The sequence below is a fragment of the Idiomarina fontislapidosi genome (genome assembly GCF_003226255.1).
In the GTDB taxonomy this organism is placed as follows: Bacteria; Pseudomonadota; Gammaproteobacteria; order Enterobacterales; family Alteromonadaceae; genus Idiomarina; species Idiomarina fontislapidosi.
In genome coordinates this window covers 174,122-189,850 of record NZ_QJST01000004.1, presented here as the reverse complement: position 1 = coordinate 189,850, position 15,729 = coordinate 174,122, and the positions used below count along the sequence as shown (strand labels likewise).

The following is a 15,729-nucleotide window of genomic DNA, read 5'->3' as shown; positions in this document are numbered from 1 at the left end:
CTATGCAGTTTAGCTACAAGGCACGTGATAAATCAGGCAGCATGCAGCGAGGCAAAGTCGAGGCGAATGATGCTAAATCGGCTGCCCAAGCTTTAATGCAGCGTGGCTTGATTCCTGTTGATGTAGCGCCGAGCAAGGGTAAAGCGAGCGAGTCTAAAGGCAGTAAAGCGAACGCTTCGGTTTGGCAGCAACTTAAAGCGATAGCTGAACCAAACGTCGAACTCGACCAGTTGATTATATTCTGCCGCCAGATGTATTCGCTGACGAATGCAGGTATTCCCATTTTACGGGCAATTGAGGGGCTTGCGGATACCACACAGAATAAGCGCTTAGAACGTGCATTACGCGATGTTCATAGTCAGCTTGAGCGTGGACGTACATTGTCATCCGGTATGTCCCAGCACCCCAAGGTGTTTTCCCGCTTAATTGTATCCATTGTGCACGTCGGCGAGAATACCGGTCAGTTGGAAGAGTCATTTGAACAGCTCGCGCTTTACTTAGAAAAAGAGCAGGATACCCGTAAGCGTATTAAGGCGGCGACGCGCTACCCAACCTTTGTGATGATTGCGCTAGTCGTGGCATTATTTGTATTGAATATTTTTGTTATTCCGACGTTTGCTAACATGTTCAGCCGCTTTAATGTCGAACTGCCGTGGGCAACGCGTGCGCTACTCGGAACCTCAGAATTCTTTGTTGCCTATTGGCCTCTGATGTTATTGGCGATGGTGGGCGCCTTTTTTGCCATCCGTGCTTACGTGAATAGTGCGAGCGGACGACTTCTTTGGGACCGCTGGAAACTGCGTATGCCGATTATTGGATCCATTTTAGAGCGCTCAATTTTGTCTCGTTTCGCCCGCAGCTTTTCGGTGATGCTGTCGGCGGGTGTACCCTTGACGCAGGCGTTATCTCTGGTTGCAGAAGCGGTCGATAATGCGTACATGGAAAGTAAAATTTTAGATATCCGTCGTACCATTGAACGCGGTGAAAACCTCTCGCGAGCGGCGCGCCAATCAAAGCTGTTTACGCCGTTAGTGTTGCAAATGATTGTGGTCGGTGAGGAAACCGGGCGAAGCGACACATTGCTCAAAGAAGTGGCTGATTATTATGAACGAGAAACCGACTACGATCTGAAAACACTGACTGCACGTATTGAGCCTGTCATGATTGGTTTTGTTGCGATATTAGTGCTGATTTTAGCACTGGGTATCTTTACCCCAATGTGGGATATGATGAATGCCTATCAGGGGCGATAATGAAAAACCAGGCGCAAAGTGAACAGAGTTTTCGCAGTCTGCTACAAAATGTGTTAGTGGTTTTAAGTGTGTTAGTGCTTTCCGGCGTCGCTTTGTGGCTGTGGTTTACACCACAACCAGGGGGCTGGCAGACCACACAGCGAGACGTTGAATTGAAACGTTTTAATGATGCTGTATTGCTCGCTCGCGCTGAATGGATTCGTCAGGGTAAACCTAAACAAGTAACCCTTAACATAAGTGATACCACCGAACGCATCCAAATGAACCGCCGTGGATGGCCCGCCGTTGAGCAAGGATGTGTGACACTTTGGCAACGGCTTGCGGACGTACCCAGTCAATTAAATGGCGAGGTGGACGGGCAACGGTGTTTATTTAGAATTGAGCAAAAATTATGGCAAGAATACAACGCTGAAACAGGTCAAATTAGCTCAAAAAATGCTGGTTTCAACCTATGAATTGTAAAAATGTCGTTATACAATATATTAAGAAATAATAAAGGACGCTGACTATGAATAAACGGCAACAAGGCTTCACAATCATTGAGTTGATCATCGTGGTGGTGATTCTGGGTTTATTAGCAGCCTCTGCTTTACCGCGCTTCACTGACGTGACTGCCGATGCAGAGGATTCAGCTATTGAAGGTGTTGCCGGTGGTTTTGCGAGTGCAGTGGGTATCGTGCGTGGCGAGTGGGAGTTACGCGGACGACCTAAAGGCGGCACGGATGGTGCTGGAGCAGAATTGCAAATGGATGGCGTTCCAGTGTTCGTCGATGGCGATACCGGCTACCCAGTAAGTGGCGATGATGACACTGCGACGGATGTGACTCTCAGTAACCAAGATTGTCGCACGGTGATGACAGCAATTTTGCAAGGGTCGCCGACAGTCATGGCAGAAGGTGATAACGGCGCGATAGACGAGTATCGTTATTATACTTATGCGACTGATGACCCAAGCACGACCCCTGCCCAAGGTCAGGGTACAAATCAAGTGTGTGTTTATTATTTGGTAAACACCATTAAAGGAATTAGTCCTTTGCCTTCGGGTAATGACTTTCAGACAGTCGGTAACTCGTTTGTCTACAACCCAAGGAATGGCGGTGTAAACGTGTTTAGCAACAATAACTAACATGGCACCAACATCTATTTTATTTCAACGGAGAATGTAATCATGCGCAATCAAAAAGGTTTTACGCTCATCGAGCTTATTATTGTTATTGTTGTACTCGGTATCCTTGCCGTGACAGCAGCCCCTCAGTTCTTTAACTTTTCGGGCGATGCTCGTGAGTCTGCGGTTAAAGGCTTGAAGGGTAATATCCAAGGTGCTTACCAAACGGTTTACGCGAAAGCAGCGATTGAGGGTAAGTTGGGCGACTCAGATACGCTTAACGAAGACACGACTTCAACAGATGACGATATTGCGTTGGTTTATGGTTATCCAGCAGCAACAGACGACGGTATCGGGAAAGCTAGTAATCTTGACTCACAGGATTGGGACATTTTAGCGGTCTCGGGTACTTCAGGTGCAGCAAACAAATATTATGTCTCTCCTGAAGGTTATACCCAGCCTGCAACATCAGGTGATCCGCTTGCAGAAAGTGACTATACAAGCGGCAATTGCTATGCTGTCTATTCTGAGACCTCAAGTGCCGATGCCGCCCCAGTAGTTACAGCAGAAACATCGGGCTGCGGCAACTAATCCAACCATTGCTTAATGGTCGAATCTCGGCTCGCCGTCTCGGCGGGCCGAATATCTAAGGTCTCTCCTATGAAAGGCTTCACCCTAGTAGAACTGATCATTGTTTTAGTAGTGGTGGCTATTCTCGCGGTTGGCGCGGCGCCTTTATTTATTGGCTCTGGCGGTACCGAAAGTTTAGTATTACGCGAGCGCACGCTCTCTATTCTGCGCAATACACAACTCAATGCCATGCAAAACACCCCGTTGACGTGTACTGCGGTGGTATTGCAAACCAACGCGTTGGGTCGAGCGACGACCACTCATTGTGGCAGCTCAGCCTCTTCATTCGTGACGAATGCAGATTCATTTAACCAAATCACGGACTTTCAAGGCATTACATTAACCATCACAAACAGTGCTGGTGTTACTGCGGGTCCGCCAAATGAACTTGAGTTCGATTCACTGGGACGTCCGCGAGACGCTTCAGGTCTCGTTTGCAGCGGCGCGCAACCATGCCGATTAACGTTTACGGAAACCCGTGGTGCAAGTCAGTCAGTCTGTATCAACCGCGAAGGTTATATTTATGGCTGTTAGCAAGTATCAACGCGGTTTCACGCTGATTGAAATTATTGCCGGGATTATTGTTGTCGGTATTATCACCTTGGTGGTCACCGGGGGCATGGGTCCACTGTTTAAACAAAGTGTTGACCCGTGGCAGCAAGTGCGCGCCGCCGAGCTTGGACACAGCTTAATTAACGAAATTCTCTCGCGCCGATTCGATGAAAACGGCTCTAGCGCAGTGGGCGAAGCGCGGTGTGGCGAGACCGGTGGCCCCAGCTGTACTGCTATACCTGCCGACTGCTCGAATACAGGTTATCGGGAGGAACCTTCGCGCACAGATTTTGACGATGTCGATGACTATCACTGCTTAGAGCTGGCGGGCGATGAAGTAGCAGATACGCTGGCCAACAACCTTACTGATGATTATCGACAGTTCAGCTTGCGAGTGCGAGTCGTTGAAGTGCAAAGCAATACGCTTAAACGGATTGATGTCACAGTCAATACGCCCCAAGGGCAACGTATCGATTTCTCGGCGTTTAGAGGCAATTGGTGATGCGTAATCGAGGCTTCACGCTGATAGAACTGGTGATAGTGATCGTGCTACTGTCGATCATTGCTATTTTTTCATTTCAGTTTGTTGGTTTTGGCTCACAAATGTTTGCCAGTAGCGCCGAACGCGTCAGAGTGCTTGACCAAAGTCGATTTGTCATTGAACGACTGAGTCGCGAACTGCGTAATGCGGTACCGAGTAGCGCCCGTGTGACGCCCACCAATATCAATAACAACACTACGACCCAGTGTGTGGAGTTTGTACCAACGCGCGTAGCTGGCACCTACTACGATGCGCCGTTTCGTAATAACCAACCGAATACGTTAACCTTTGTTTCATTGGCCAATTGGTCGACGATTGAAACGGACGATCGACTGTTTATTTATGCCACGCGCAGTAACCATATATACGGCAATAACTCGAATCGCTTTGAGCAAGTTGAGCAAACGACCAGTCGAGCAGGTAACGCGACACTCATCACGCTTGTCGATAATAATGCAAAATATGGGAAACAATCACCACGTCAACGTCTTTATATCGGACGCACACCCGTGAGCTATTGCGTTGAGGGCGAGGCGATATATCGATACGCTAACTATGGATGGTCTCAACAGCAACCCACCCCCAGTAACGGACGTTTTGGGGGCGCAAGCGGCACATTAATGGGCTCAGGATTAGTGAACCTTGCCAATGGTGCGGCAGCGTTTCAGGTGGATGAAACAACGTTAATGCAGAATAATATTGTACATCTGTTCTTACAATTTAATAGTATAGATAATGAACAGTTGTTTTTTAGCCAAGAGGTCCATATTCCAAATGCGCCATAGTTATCATGCACAACGCGGCAGTGCGCTTGTTGTTGCTATTTTTGTGATAGTGGTAACCGGCTTATTAGTGGCAACCCTGGCAACCCTTGTGCGCACCAGTAGCGATAGTGTTGTCACGGAAGTGTATGGCACGCGCGCATTTAACGCCGCACAAAGTGGTTTGCAGCAGGGGATGAATCAGCTTTTTCCGTTAGACAGTGAGATGCAAAGTTGTTCTGCCGTGCAAAGTAGTATGGATTTCACGAATGCCGAAGGTCTGCAGAACTGCAAAGTTGATATAGCGTGTAGTAGCGACACTTACGCGTCTGATGAACATTATCGACTTGTAGCCACGGGTCAATGCACCGTAGGCTCGCAAACAACTGCGCGCGTGCTAGCCATGGAAGCGAGGACAATAGAATGAGATGGTTAATAAAACTAGGCCTGTTAGTGGTTACTCAGTGCTTATTCTCACCACCCGTCTTTGCTCAACAAAATGTGTTCGATGCGTGTTCTCAAACGTACGATGGTAGCTATGATGAACTGACAGTTACCTGTTTCGATGATATCAATTTAAATTACCGCGATAGTTATACCGCCGATGTCAATGTGAGACTGGTGATGTATGGCGATCTAAGTTTAGCTAATGAAAGCCGCCTACTAAACAATAACAACGTTAATTTCCGTGTGGAATTTCCCAACGGTGGTGATTTAAATCTCGACTATAAAGCCGCTTTGAGTGGTAGTGTTTATGGAGCCGGTTCAGTCGAAATGAATAATGAAGCAGTTATTGCTGGTGACGTTGTAAACGCTGGAAAAGTCCAGGTGGGCTATGCGGCCATGATTGATGGTTACGTCGAAGCGAGCGATGAGGTAAAAATCGGTGGAAATGCTCAAGTTAGCGGTTATATCGAGTCGCAAGGGAAAGTCGAAACCGAAAATAATGTCACCATCGCTGGCTACATTGATAGCGCAAAGAAGGTAAAAATTGGCGACTCGAGCACTATTAATGGCTATATCCAATCGTCAGAAGATATCGAGATTGGTAGCCGAGCTACGGTGTCGGAGTTCTTAGACAGTGATGACAAAATTAAGGTAGGTCAGCGCGTAACCCTGGGTGGCGATATTCGGGCGCAAAAAGATATAGAGGTTGGGCAAGACTCTGAAGTACAGGGCGACGTTACGAGCGATGACGGAAAGATAAAAATTGACTTCAGAACAGAAGTCAAAGGGAGTTTGCTTGCTCGACGCGACATCGACTTAGAACAAGAATCACACATATTCGGTGATGTGAACGCGCGAAATGGTGAGGTCAAAACGGGGTTTCGAACCAAAGTTGATAAAAATATTGATGCCGAAAAGAAGATTAAACTAGGTCAGGAAACCGAAGTCGGTGGTAGCTTAGACGCGAACGATGAAATTTCATTAGCTTACCAAGCGCTTGTCAAAGGTAACGTCAATTCACGTGACTCTGTTAAACTCGAGCAACGAAGTAAAATTAATGGTTACCTTAATACGCCTAATTTTAATGACTTCGTCAATGAATCACCGCCTAAAGTATTGGGCGAACTATGCGACATTAATAACAATTATGGTCCCTGTTCCGAGGCGCCGGTCGATCTTGAACAATGCAGTGCCATATGGCCGTCGGGCGTTAATGAGAATAGCACGACCCCCGAGCGTTATGATTTACCAGGACAAGCTTACAACAGAAGCTTACCTCGTGAACTCAGTAACGAAGACTATTTGCGTGTGGGGGATTTTGATGCTGTAGGAGAAGAGTATCAAACGAGTGGTGCCAGTTCGCGTGTGTACATTGATGGTGATCTCAATATACAACCGGGTGTGACATTAAACCCCAATGGCAACCCTGAAGACTTTATATTGATAGTAACGGGTGATTTGTCGATTAGCGCAGGCGTAACAATTAACGGTTACATTTATGCCGAAGACGATATTAATTTTTCAAATAATGGTCCACTCATCGTTATTAATGGCGCCATCAGTGCCGGCGACGATATCCAGGGCTCTAACTATCGTGTTAACTACTCGGCGTTCAGCAATCCGATAGAAGGCGGTAATTTTTGCGCAGCACCTGCTGTCAACTTGCCACCTGCGCAAGTCTATTTGCCTTTTGATGATGGTCCATGGAATGCAAGCAATGGATTTGCTATCAGCAATAAAGGTACCGAAAGCCTCTCGATCACCGCGCGTAATGGTGTTGGGTTTGGTGCCGCCGATGGTTCACCGGCGTTGGCAACGAATCAACAATTCATGGGGACCTGTGGCTACGCTACCTTCTCAGCAGCAAGCCAGCACTATATCGAAATTATGGATGATACGTCGCTCGACCGTGCTAACGAGTATACCATTGCATTTTGGGCGCGTATTGATAGAGCGCCTCGAAGTGGGCTTGCGACACTGGTGGGTAAAGATGAAAATTTTGAACTTCATGTTACCCCTCAAGGTACAATAAATTGGTGGTGGCAGGGTAATAAAGGGGTTCGCTCTAACTTTACTCAGCAGAGTTTTGCCGATGGCCAGTGGCATTTCTTTGTTGCGCGTTATAGTTTAGGACGACAGTCGTTATGGATCGATGGCGAACAAAAGCTATCGTTTAGTTATACCGATACTTTGGTGGTCAATAACGACGCGTTAAGAATAGGTGCAGACAAAGGCAATGACGGAAATCGATACCTCGAGGGGGCTGTCGATGAATTCAGGCTATATCACGATTATCTTTCTGACAGCCAAGCATCGTCATTACAAACGCTTCGACACGAGTGTTTAGGTCAAGGCCAGCAGTGTTACGCGATAAATGATGAAGGGCAAGTTTTCGGCAACGACTGGAAAACCTATTCAAAAGATAGCAACTACCAGCCTCAGTTACTGACCGCTCGTAACGAGCAATATCTAGAACTAACCGATAACGCCAACAACCGTGCTACAGCGGTGACATTGCAGCGGCCATTCCCAGGTAAAGGTCACCGCATAGAAATTGAATTCAAATTATACGCGTGGGGCTCTAATGGACGAGGCAACACCGGTGCTGATGGAATAGCGCTTGTACTCTCTGACGCCAACCGTATTAGTGACGGTAATCCACGAGCGGGTAGTTATGGTGGCTCGTTAGGCTATGCTCAACGCACTGGTGACTCAGGTGGTTTTGAAGCCGGCTGGCTTGGTATCGGTTTTGATGAGTACGGAAACTTCTCGCGCAACAGCGAGGGACGAGCCGGCGGGTTTGATCGACTGGTTCCTAACCGGGTTGGCGTTCGTGGGGCTGACTCAACGAATTACCAGTTCTTAGGCGCCTCAAATGAACTTGAACCGGCAATTGATTCGCCAGCAAACCAAAATCCAAACTCTGTTTTTAACCCTAAACCGGGACATACATACAAGGTATTGATCGATGGAACAGGTGATAACCCAAGTATCGAGGTACTGCGTAAGTTGGACGAAAACGGTGCGAATAATAATTTTGAGAGCATCCTAAAATTAGATAATCTGCAAAATCAGCCGCAGATGCCTGAACAAGTGTATTTAAGTTTCACGGGCAGTACAGGCGGCGAAACAAATTACCATTGGATCAAAGATCTCTCGGTTTGTTCGGTTCCTGGTGAACCTTCTGAAGAACGTCTGCATCACTATCAGCTTGCGTTTAATCAAAATGCGGTGCTTTGTAATGGAGCCGAAGTAGCGGTTAAAGCGTGCGCTAATGCGGATTGCTCAGAAACATATGGTGACACAGCTTCTATTCAACTGGCTTCGGATAACGGCAGTTTTGCACCATCATCACTTAATTGGTCGGCTGCCAATAACCAGTTACTCAGTCAGTTAAATCCAACGCAAGCGGGCGTTACGAATCTATCGGTAACTAATCAAAGTGCGCCACAGCCTGCCAATCCAACAGTGTGCTTAGTGGATGGCGTGGTCGATGATTGCCAAATCGCAATAAGCAATGCTGGGTTTGTGTTTTATGATGCGGGTTTACAGAGCACGCAAATACCACGGCAAACGGCGGGAATACAATCTGAAGGTGTTTCAATTCGTGCCGTAGAAACGAACACCAATACACTGCAGTGTCAAGCGCTGACAAATAACTTAACGCAAATTGAAATGCAGTTGGACTGCGTGGATCCAAACCAATGTCGTTCAGAAAGCGAGTTTTGGGTAAGCGGCCAAGTGGGCTCCGAGCTTACGGCTGCAAATGCAACCGACTTAATTGCGGGAAACTATCAAAATGTAGCGGTTGAATTTAATGACAGTAGAGCGAATCTAGCGATGCGTTATGATGATGTAGGCGCGGTGAAGCTTTCGGCGAAAGCAACGTTGAGTAACGGTGTGACGCTGCGGGGCGATTCAAACACCTTTGTTTGGCAACCGCACCATATTGAGATGAAATCAACGCGGTTAGATACCGACTTATCAAGCTCGACTGCGATTTTAGCTAAGGCAGGCGACCCGTTTGAGGTCGAGCTAACGGCACGTAATGCGCAAGGTGACATTACGCCTAACTTTGGTTTGGAACAGGTAGGTGAACGACTCGTGCTTCAAACCGCAGCCGAAGCGGTTGCGCCTGTGGCAGTTAATGATGGGGTGCTGGCTAATGCGCTGCAATTTTCTCGCTCGGACTTCGGCACCTTTACCAATAACCAAGTAACCTACTCTGAAGTCGGTAAAGCTAATATTACAGCACAAGTAGCCCAACAGAATGGCGGCGGGTATCTATCTCAGTGGCAAGATACTAGCGACGTACTCGAAACACAATTTGAAGTCGGTCGATTCATTCCGCACCACTTTACGCTTGAGGCGGGCACTGGCTTTGCAAATACCTGTGGAGCGCAACCCTCGTATTACATTGGTGAGCCACAAAACTTGCTACCTATCCAACTCGTGGCACGAAACGCGAGCGGTGATATCACTCGCAATTATGCAAGTGATTTGGCAAAAGCGGAACTGGAGTTTGCAGCGTTTAACGTCAATGGCCAGTCGTTTAATTTGCAAGTGACGCCAAACGGCGGGGGTTCCGCTCCTATTAGTCCTATCGACTGGAGTGATGCTACAACAGCCAACGCAGGGAATGGGTTTCTCAGTAATGTCGAGGTTAAATACCTGCGTAGCGACGCTGAGGAAGGACCGTATAACGATTACAAACTGGGTATACGCATCAACGATGGTGAGAACAATCAATATTACAGTCAATTGAAGGACACCACCCTGCCGGCGCCGGCCGGTGATGACTACGCTGTAGATTATAAGTTGTTTGATTCAGCACGTTTAGTCTTCGGACGGATGGTGCTTGAAAATGTCATCGCCGCAGTCAGTGACCCACTCCTCATTCAAGGGCAAGTTGAGTTTTGGGATGGAACCGAATATCGACTGGATGAAAATAACACATGCTATTCAGTCGCTCACAGTGCGGTTTCAGATGAACGTTACGTTGTCGAGGAAGGCGAAGAGGCGCCCTCTATTGATCTTGAACGTGGTGATATCGAAGGCAGTAGTAACAACCAAGTGATAGTGGATCAGGGCCGAATTCAGTCGGTGGAACGTAGCGATGAGGAAAGCTTGCGCTGGGAACCATCGAATCAACCCGTACAGTTTGAATTTGATTTGGATGTTCCCGCCTACCTACAGTACGACTGGACTGGCGATGGGTCATATAACGAAAACCCAACCGCGCTCGGCGTTTTTGGTATCTACCGCGGCAGCGACCGCCAAATCTATTGGCAAGAGCAGGGGCTGTGAGTGGCTACTTACTCAATTGTACGGAATTTACCGCGATTCTTCCTTGCGCTTTTGTTGACAAGCAAATAGCATAAGGCAGAGTTGTTATACATGCGCGACGTTAACGACGTTTACCAATAAATATTCAAATAAAGAGCGCTGGTAAGGCTGCAAGGCCTCTACCGCTTTATTATTTTCAAGCTTGGAATGGGAACATGATGCGACTGGCTCAATTGGCCCTAGTGATGGCCTCGACTTTGACAATCGCTCCACCGTCATTGATTGTTGCTGCTCTGCAAGAGCAGCAACAATCAATGACGGTGGAGCAGATCTCCGACAAGATCACGAGTTTGCAAAATGAGTACGATAACTACACGCAAACGGTGCAACGTCTAAAAGACGAAGCTGAACAACTGGAGCAAAAGCTAGCTTCTTTGCGAGATCGCAACCAGACGTTAGAGAAACAACGTCAGACCGCGCTGCAAGAAATGAACAACCGCTATCAACAACTGGTAGACGATCCGACGATTGATATCGCGGGGGCGCAGCAAGCTTATAAAGAAGCCGTGATGGCGCATCAGCAAAACAAAAAAGATATTGGTACACAGATTCAACTGGTTGAAGAAAAACAACAAGAAGTTGAAGAGGGACGCGTAAGTCGCCATGCGCTGTTAAACGAGATTGAATCGCTCAAAGATCAGCGCAAAGTAGCGCGAGTCGAACGCTTAGAACGTGAATTTAATCAGACTGGCGAGCTAGAAGTAAGTCAGTCTATCGTCTGTGACCGTGAAGAAACGCTGAGCCAGTGTGAAACGCGCGGCAAGTTGTTGGCAAAGCAAAAAGCATCAAAGCAATACCTTGACCAAATCGTAAGTAACCTCAGCGAGGCTGAGCAGGCGCGAAGCAATCTAGAGCAAGTGAGTCCAAATGTACAAATTTTAGGCTCAAAGACAGTCAGTAATGGATTCAGCGGCCAAGGTAACTATGGCGTTAAAATTGCCGTCGAGTTACGCGGTCAGTTACCTCGTCGCCAAGCCTGTCAGCTCCTTGAAGTCGATGCACGTTATTGTGTCGTAGAAAATGCTGACCAACGCAGTGCAACGCAAACAAGCGCTAACGTGGGCGCAAGTAACGATGCGGTGATGCACCCGTTGACATTACGTTCAAACGTATATGACGACGAAGTATTAATTGACGGTGTAAGTTATGGCTCAACACCTATCGAGATAATGCTTCCCCGTGGCGACCACCGTGTTGAAGTGCGTAAATACGGTTACAGTTCTTACAGCGATGTGATTCGTCTTAATGATGCGCAATCGATTCGTGCAGAGCTCGAAAAGTCAGACTATTCGTTTACGCGCGGCGAAAAGGTACAAGATATCTTATTCCGTGATGTGCGCGGCCCTGAGTTGGTCGTTGTCCCATCTGGCAACTATAAAATGGGCGATTTAACGGGTAACGGGCTGCCAAATGAACGCCCTGTGCAAACAGTGACTATTGAAGCCCCGTTTGGTATCAGTGATACCGAGGTGACCGTGGGAAAGTTTCGTGACTTCGTAAATGACACGGCCTATGTCACGCAAGCTGAGAAAAATGGTAATTGCGCAAATTTGGTAAATGGCATGCCAAAAATGGATGGCACGTTAAATTGGCGTAATCCAGGTTTCCAACAGACTGAAAACTCACCTGTTGTTTGTATTAGTTATGAAGATGTAAAGGCGTATACTGATTGGTTGTCAGACAAAAGCGGTTTCGATTACGATATCCCCTCTGAGCAGCAGTGGGAATATGCGTCGCGCGCTGGCACAGAAACGGATTTTTGGTGGGGCAATGATGTCGGTGTTAATAATGCCAACTGTCGCCACTGTGGTTCTGAATGGTCAAACGATCGCTCAGCACCCGTAGCTCAGTTCGAGCGGAACCCATGGGGCTTGTTTGATACTGTGGGTAATGTTTGGGAGTGGGCACGTACCGAGGAGGGTCAAGTGGTGCGTGGTGGAGCATGGAACTTTGCACCCAGTTTGGCGCGCGTTTCAACGCGCATGGAACTTCCTGCTAATTTTAGCTCTAATTATATTGGGTTTCGGGTAGTACGAGCGCAGTAACTTGCGCTTGATTGCAGTTTTTAGCACTTTTTTTAGGGATTTACCGCTTCATGTTTAAGAAAATTCGCGGCTTGTTTTCAAATGACTTATCCATTGACTTGGGTACCGCCAATACATTGATTTATGTAAAGGACGAGGGCATTGTGCTCAACGAGCCATCTGTCGTGGCTATTCGACAGGAACGCTCAGGTGGACCTAAAGCAATTGCAGCCGTGGGTGCAGCAGCGAAGCAAATGTTAGGGCGTACGCCAGGTAATATCAAAGCCATTCGCCCAATGAAGGACGGCGTGATCGCTGACTTCTACGTGTGCGAAAAAATGCTCCAGTTTTTCATCAAACAGGTACATGACAGCCACTACTTTAAGCCGAGCCCGCGCGTTTTAGTATGTGTTCCTTGCGGCTCAACGCAAGTTGAGCGTCGTGCAATCCGTGAATCCGCATTGGGTGCAGGTGCACGTGAAGTACACTTAATTGATGAACCGATGGCTGCGGCAATCGGTGCCGGATTACCTGTATCAGAGGCGACTGGCTCGATGGTGGTTGATATTGGTGGTGGTACAACCGAAGTCGCTATCATTTCATTAAATGGCGTCGTGTATTCATCATCGGTTCGTATCGGTGGCGATAAGTTTGATGAAGCAATCATTAATTATGTCCGTCGTAACTTTGGTGCATTGATAGGTGACGCAACGGCTGAACGTATCAAACACGAGATAGGTTCAGCCTTCCCGGGTGAAGAGCTAAAAGAGATTGAAGTTCGCGGGCGTAACCTTGCTGAGGGTGTACCTCGCTCATTCACGTTGAATAGCAATGAAATTCTCGAAGCATTGCAAGAGCCATTGATGGGTATTGTCAGTGCAGTTATGGTGGCACTTGAGCAATCACCACCGGAATTGGCGTCAGATATCTCTGAACGCGGTATGGTATTAACGGGCGGTGGTGCGTTACTGAAGGATCTTGACCGTCTGTTAATGGAAGAAACAGGTATTCCTGTTGTTATCGCCGATGACCCTCTGACATGCGTGGCACGCGGTGGCGGTAAAGCACTTGAAATGATCGCCATGCACGGCGGTGATTTATTTAGTTACGAGTAACTCGAATTGAGTGAGGTGTAGTTAGCGCACAGATGAAAACCTTATTTACTCGCGGACCCTCATTACTTTCCAGGCTAGTGCTCGCACTAGCCTGTTCGTTTTTGTTGATATTTGTTGATCATCGATTACAAGCCATGCAGCCCGTGCGCATGTTTCTTAACTCGTTGGTAACCCCTGTTCAATACCTCGCTATTCTGCCAGAGCAAATTCTCAGTAATTTTTCTGAAAGCGTTAAAAGCCAAGAGCAACTCGCTGATGAAAATAAGGCGTTGAAAAAGCAGATGCTAGAATTGCGTGGACAACTGCAGCAGTTACAATTTATTAGCAATGAGAACAAGCGACTACGCGCCTTGTTAGGCTCAGAGCAGCGACAACCGAGTCGCCGCATGGTCGCCGAGGTCGTTGCCGTAGCCTCCGAGCCATTCAGTCAACAGCTGGTTATTAATAAGGGCACGCTCAGCGGGGTCTACGAGGGTCAACCGGTGATAGACAGTAAAGGCGTCGTGGGCCAAATCCAAGATGTGGGCAGTAATACGGCGCGCGTGTTGCTGATTTCTGATCAAAGCCACGGCATAGCCCTTCGTGCAGAGCGCAATGACATCCGTGTGCTTGCGCAAGGTACGGGTGAGATAGGCAAGCTCCAGTTGATGTTTGTCCCTCACAGTTCCGAGCTTGCCGAGGGTGATTTGTTGATGACTTCTGGATTAGGCGGAGTGTATCCAGAAGGCTACCCCGTTGCACGCATCACACGCATTAACCGTGATGAATCGCTGCCGTTTGCTGAAGTGTCGGCCGATTCGATCAGTGCCCTTGATAGGGTGCGAACCGTATTACTGTTATGGCCGCAAAGCGCTGAGCAAGCGCCTATTTTTGAGGACGAGAAGTAACCATGTTTAAGCACGGCTTACTCCCATTGATACTCACATACTTGGTGGCTTTGGTACTGATGGTTATGCCGATGCCCGCCAGTATTGACGTGTACCGACCCGACTGGGTAACGCTGGTGTTACTGTACTGGATCATTGCATTACCACATCGAGTCAGTATTGGTACCGCGCTCGTGCTTGGGGTTTTGACCGATATATTGCTGGGTTCAGTACTGGGTGTACATGCACTTGGTATGGTGGTGGTCAGCTACTTTGCAGCGCGCCACTTTCAGCGGATTCGTAACTTTTCCTTACCCCAGCAAGTCATCTTGATTGCATTTTTAGTGTTGATTAAACGGTTAATTGTGTTTCAAGCGAACGTGTTTATTCACGATGCGCAGTTTACCTCGACCTACTTCTGGCCCGCACTCACATCCGCGCTGTTTTGGTTTTGGTTGTTTCCGTTACTTCGTAAAATCCGAAGACGTTTTGGAGTCGTCTAATGCAGTTAGTACTTGCCTCGGGCTCACCACGTCGACGTGAACTACTTAGCCAGATTCGCGCAGAGTTTATCTGTCTCGCCAGTGATATTCCCGAGCAACAGGCGATTAATGAAACTGCGTCCGATTATGTCAAGCGCTTGGCGTATGATAAAGCCCTTGCATCGGCTAAGTTGCATGATCAGCCGTGTATTGTCATTGGCTCTGATACGTTAATCGACCGTGATGGTGAAGTCATGGAAAAGCCACGTAATCAGCCGCACGGCATTGCCATGTTGCGCTCCTTAGCGCAGCGTAAACACAAGGTACGCACGGCGGTTTGCGTGATGTATTATGATGGAGTAACGACTGACATCGTATCGGTTGAGGAAGTTGTCACCGAAGTCACAATGGGTGAAATCAGTGAAACCGCAGCGTCTGCTTATTGGCAAACTGGCGAACCTCAAGATAAAGCCGCAGGTTATGCGATACAAGGTGGAGCAGCGCGTTGGGTGAAACGTATAAGCGGGAGTTATACGGCAGTAGTAGGGTTGCCGCTATACGAAACTGACCAGCTTTTACAAGCCGTCGAAGCCAAACTAGGATAACA

General features: G+C 47.9%; 14 protein-coding genes. All 14 read left to right on the top strand.

The genetic code is table 11. The features are described from left to right. Nucleotides 1–2 precede the first annotated feature (2 nt). Complete coding sequence (locus DFP83_RS06605; protein WP_110574219.1) at nt 3–1,253, top strand: type II secretion system F family protein; 1,251 nt, start codon at nt 3–5, stop codon at nt 1,251–1,253. Next, nucleotides 1,253–1,708, top strand: coding sequence for a Type II secretory pathway component (locus DFP83_RS06600; protein ID WP_110574218.1), 456 nt, complete (start codon nt 1,253–1,255; stop codon nt 1,706–1,708). The genes DFP83_RS06605 and DFP83_RS06600 overlap by 1 nt, the downstream gene beginning before the upstream one ends. Nucleotides 1,709–1,761: 53 nt before the next feature. After that, nucleotides 1,762–2,379 carry a prepilin-type N-terminal cleavage/methylation domain-containing protein gene (locus tag DFP83_RS06595; RefSeq protein WP_110574217.1) on the top strand — a complete coding sequence of 206 codons (618 nt, stop codon included), beginning with the start codon at nt 1,762–1,764 and terminating at the stop codon, nt 2,377–2,379. A 42-nt stretch (nt 2,380–2,421) separates the two neighbouring features. Next, a complete protein-coding gene (locus DFP83_RS13740; RefSeq protein WP_110574216.1) occupies nt 2,422–2,949 on the top strand; it encodes a type II secretion system protein in 528 nt (175 codons plus the stop codon). A 69-nt stretch (nt 2,950–3,018) separates the two neighbouring features. Beyond that, a complete protein-coding gene (locus DFP83_RS06585) occupies nt 3,019–3,522 on the top strand; it encodes a prepilin-type N-terminal cleavage/methylation domain-containing protein (protein ID WP_157981531.1) in 504 nt (167 codons plus the stop codon). Beyond that, on the top strand, nt 3,512–4,042 hold the full coding sequence (locus DFP83_RS06580) for a type IV pilus modification PilV family protein (RefSeq protein WP_110574214.1): 531 nt from the start codon (nt 3,512–3,514) through the stop codon (nt 4,040–4,042). The genes DFP83_RS06585 and DFP83_RS06580 overlap by 11 nt, the downstream gene beginning before the upstream one ends. Continuing rightward, nucleotides 4,042–4,866, top strand: a complete 825-nt coding sequence (locus DFP83_RS06575) for a prepilin-type N-terminal cleavage/methylation domain-containing protein (protein WP_110574213.1) — start codon at nt 4,042–4,044, stop codon at nt 4,864–4,866. Before DFP83_RS06580 ends, DFP83_RS06575 begins: the two co-directional genes overlap by 1 nt. Then, on the top strand, nt 4,856–5,269 hold the full coding sequence (locus tag DFP83_RS06570; RefSeq protein WP_110574212.1) for a Type II secretory pathway component: 414 nt from the start codon (nt 4,856–4,858) through the stop codon (nt 5,267–5,269). Before DFP83_RS06575 ends, DFP83_RS06570 begins: the two co-directional genes overlap by 11 nt. Then, a complete protein-coding gene (locus DFP83_RS06565) occupies nt 5,266–10,596 on the top strand; it encodes a DUF6701 domain-containing protein (protein WP_157981530.1) in 5,331 nt (1,776 codons plus the stop codon). The genes DFP83_RS06570 and DFP83_RS06565 overlap by 4 nt, the downstream gene beginning before the upstream one ends. Before the next feature lie 194 nt (nt 10,597–10,790). After that, nucleotides 10,791–12,680: a formylglycine-generating enzyme family protein gene (locus DFP83_RS06560; protein WP_110574210.1), complete on the top strand. Its 1,890-nt coding sequence runs from the start codon at nt 10,791–10,793 to the stop codon at nt 12,678–12,680. A gap of 50 nt (nt 12,681–12,730) precedes the next feature. Then, entirely contained in the window at nt 12,731–13,774 is a 1,044-nt protein-coding gene (locus DFP83_RS06555; RefSeq protein ID WP_006956882.1) for a rod shape-determining protein, read from the top strand. Between the two features lie 32 nt (nt 13,775–13,806). Beyond that, the gene (gene mreC, locus DFP83_RS06550) at nt 13,807–14,661 is read left to right on the top strand and encodes a rod shape-determining protein MreC (protein ID WP_110574209.1); all 855 of its coding nucleotides are present in this window, start codon (nt 13,807–13,809) and stop codon (nt 14,659–14,661) included. A gap of 2 nt (nt 14,662–14,663) precedes the next feature. After that, nucleotides 14,664–15,143 carry a rod shape-determining protein MreD gene (mreD, locus tag DFP83_RS06545; protein ID WP_110574208.1) on the top strand — a complete coding sequence of 160 codons (480 nt, stop codon included), beginning with the start codon at nt 14,664–14,666 and terminating at the stop codon, nt 15,141–15,143. Then, complete coding sequence (locus DFP83_RS06540) at nt 15,143–15,727, top strand: nucleoside triphosphate pyrophosphatase (protein WP_110574207.1); 585 nt, start codon at nt 15,143–15,145, stop codon at nt 15,725–15,727. The genes mreD and DFP83_RS06540 overlap by 1 nt, the downstream gene beginning before the upstream one ends. Nucleotides 15,728–15,729: the final 2 nt, after the last annotated feature.

Bases quoted from the DNA above. Each gene is read 5' to 3' on its own strand.
- DFP83_RS06605 (WP_110574219.1), top strand. From the start codon at position 3: ATGCAGTTTAGCTACAAGGCACGTGATAAATCAGGCAGCATGCAGCGA.
- DFP83_RS06600 (WP_110574218.1), top strand. From the start codon at position 1,253: ATGAAAAACCAGGCGCAAAGTGAACAGAGTTTTCGCAGTCTGCTACAA.
- DFP83_RS06595 (WP_110574217.1), top strand. From the start codon at position 1,762: ATGAATAAACGGCAACAAGGCTTCACAATCATTGAGTTGATCATCGTG.
- DFP83_RS13740 (WP_110574216.1), top strand. From the start codon at position 2,422: ATGCGCAATCAAAAAGGTTTTACGCTCATCGAGCTTATTATTGTTATT.
- DFP83_RS06585 (WP_157981531.1), top strand. From the start codon at position 3,019: ATGAAAGGCTTCACCCTAGTAGAACTGATCATTGTTTTAGTAGTGGTG.
- DFP83_RS06580 (WP_110574214.1), top strand. From the start codon at position 3,512: ATGGCTGTTAGCAAGTATCAACGCGGTTTCACGCTGATTGAAATTATT.
- DFP83_RS06575 (WP_110574213.1), top strand. From the start codon at position 4,042: ATGCGTAATCGAGGCTTCACGCTGATAGAACTGGTGATAGTGATCGTG.
- DFP83_RS06570 (WP_110574212.1), top strand. From the start codon at position 4,856: ATGCGCCATAGTTATCATGCACAACGCGGCAGTGCGCTTGTTGTTGCT.
- DFP83_RS06565 (WP_157981530.1), top strand. From the start codon at position 5,266: ATGAGATGGTTAATAAAACTAGGCCTGTTAGTGGTTACTCAGTGCTTA.
- DFP83_RS06560 (WP_110574210.1), top strand. From the start codon at position 10,791: ATGATGCGACTGGCTCAATTGGCCCTAGTGATGGCCTCGACTTTGACA.
- DFP83_RS06555 (WP_006956882.1), top strand. From the start codon at position 12,731: ATGTTTAAGAAAATTCGCGGCTTGTTTTCAAATGACTTATCCATTGAC.
- mreC (WP_110574209.1), top strand. From the start codon at position 13,807: ATGAAAACCTTATTTACTCGCGGACCCTCATTACTTTCCAGGCTAGTG.
- mreD (WP_110574208.1), top strand. From the start codon at position 14,664: ATGTTTAAGCACGGCTTACTCCCATTGATACTCACATACTTGGTGGCT.
- DFP83_RS06540 (WP_110574207.1), top strand. From the start codon at position 15,143: ATGCAGTTAGTACTTGCCTCGGGCTCACCACGTCGACGTGAACTACTT.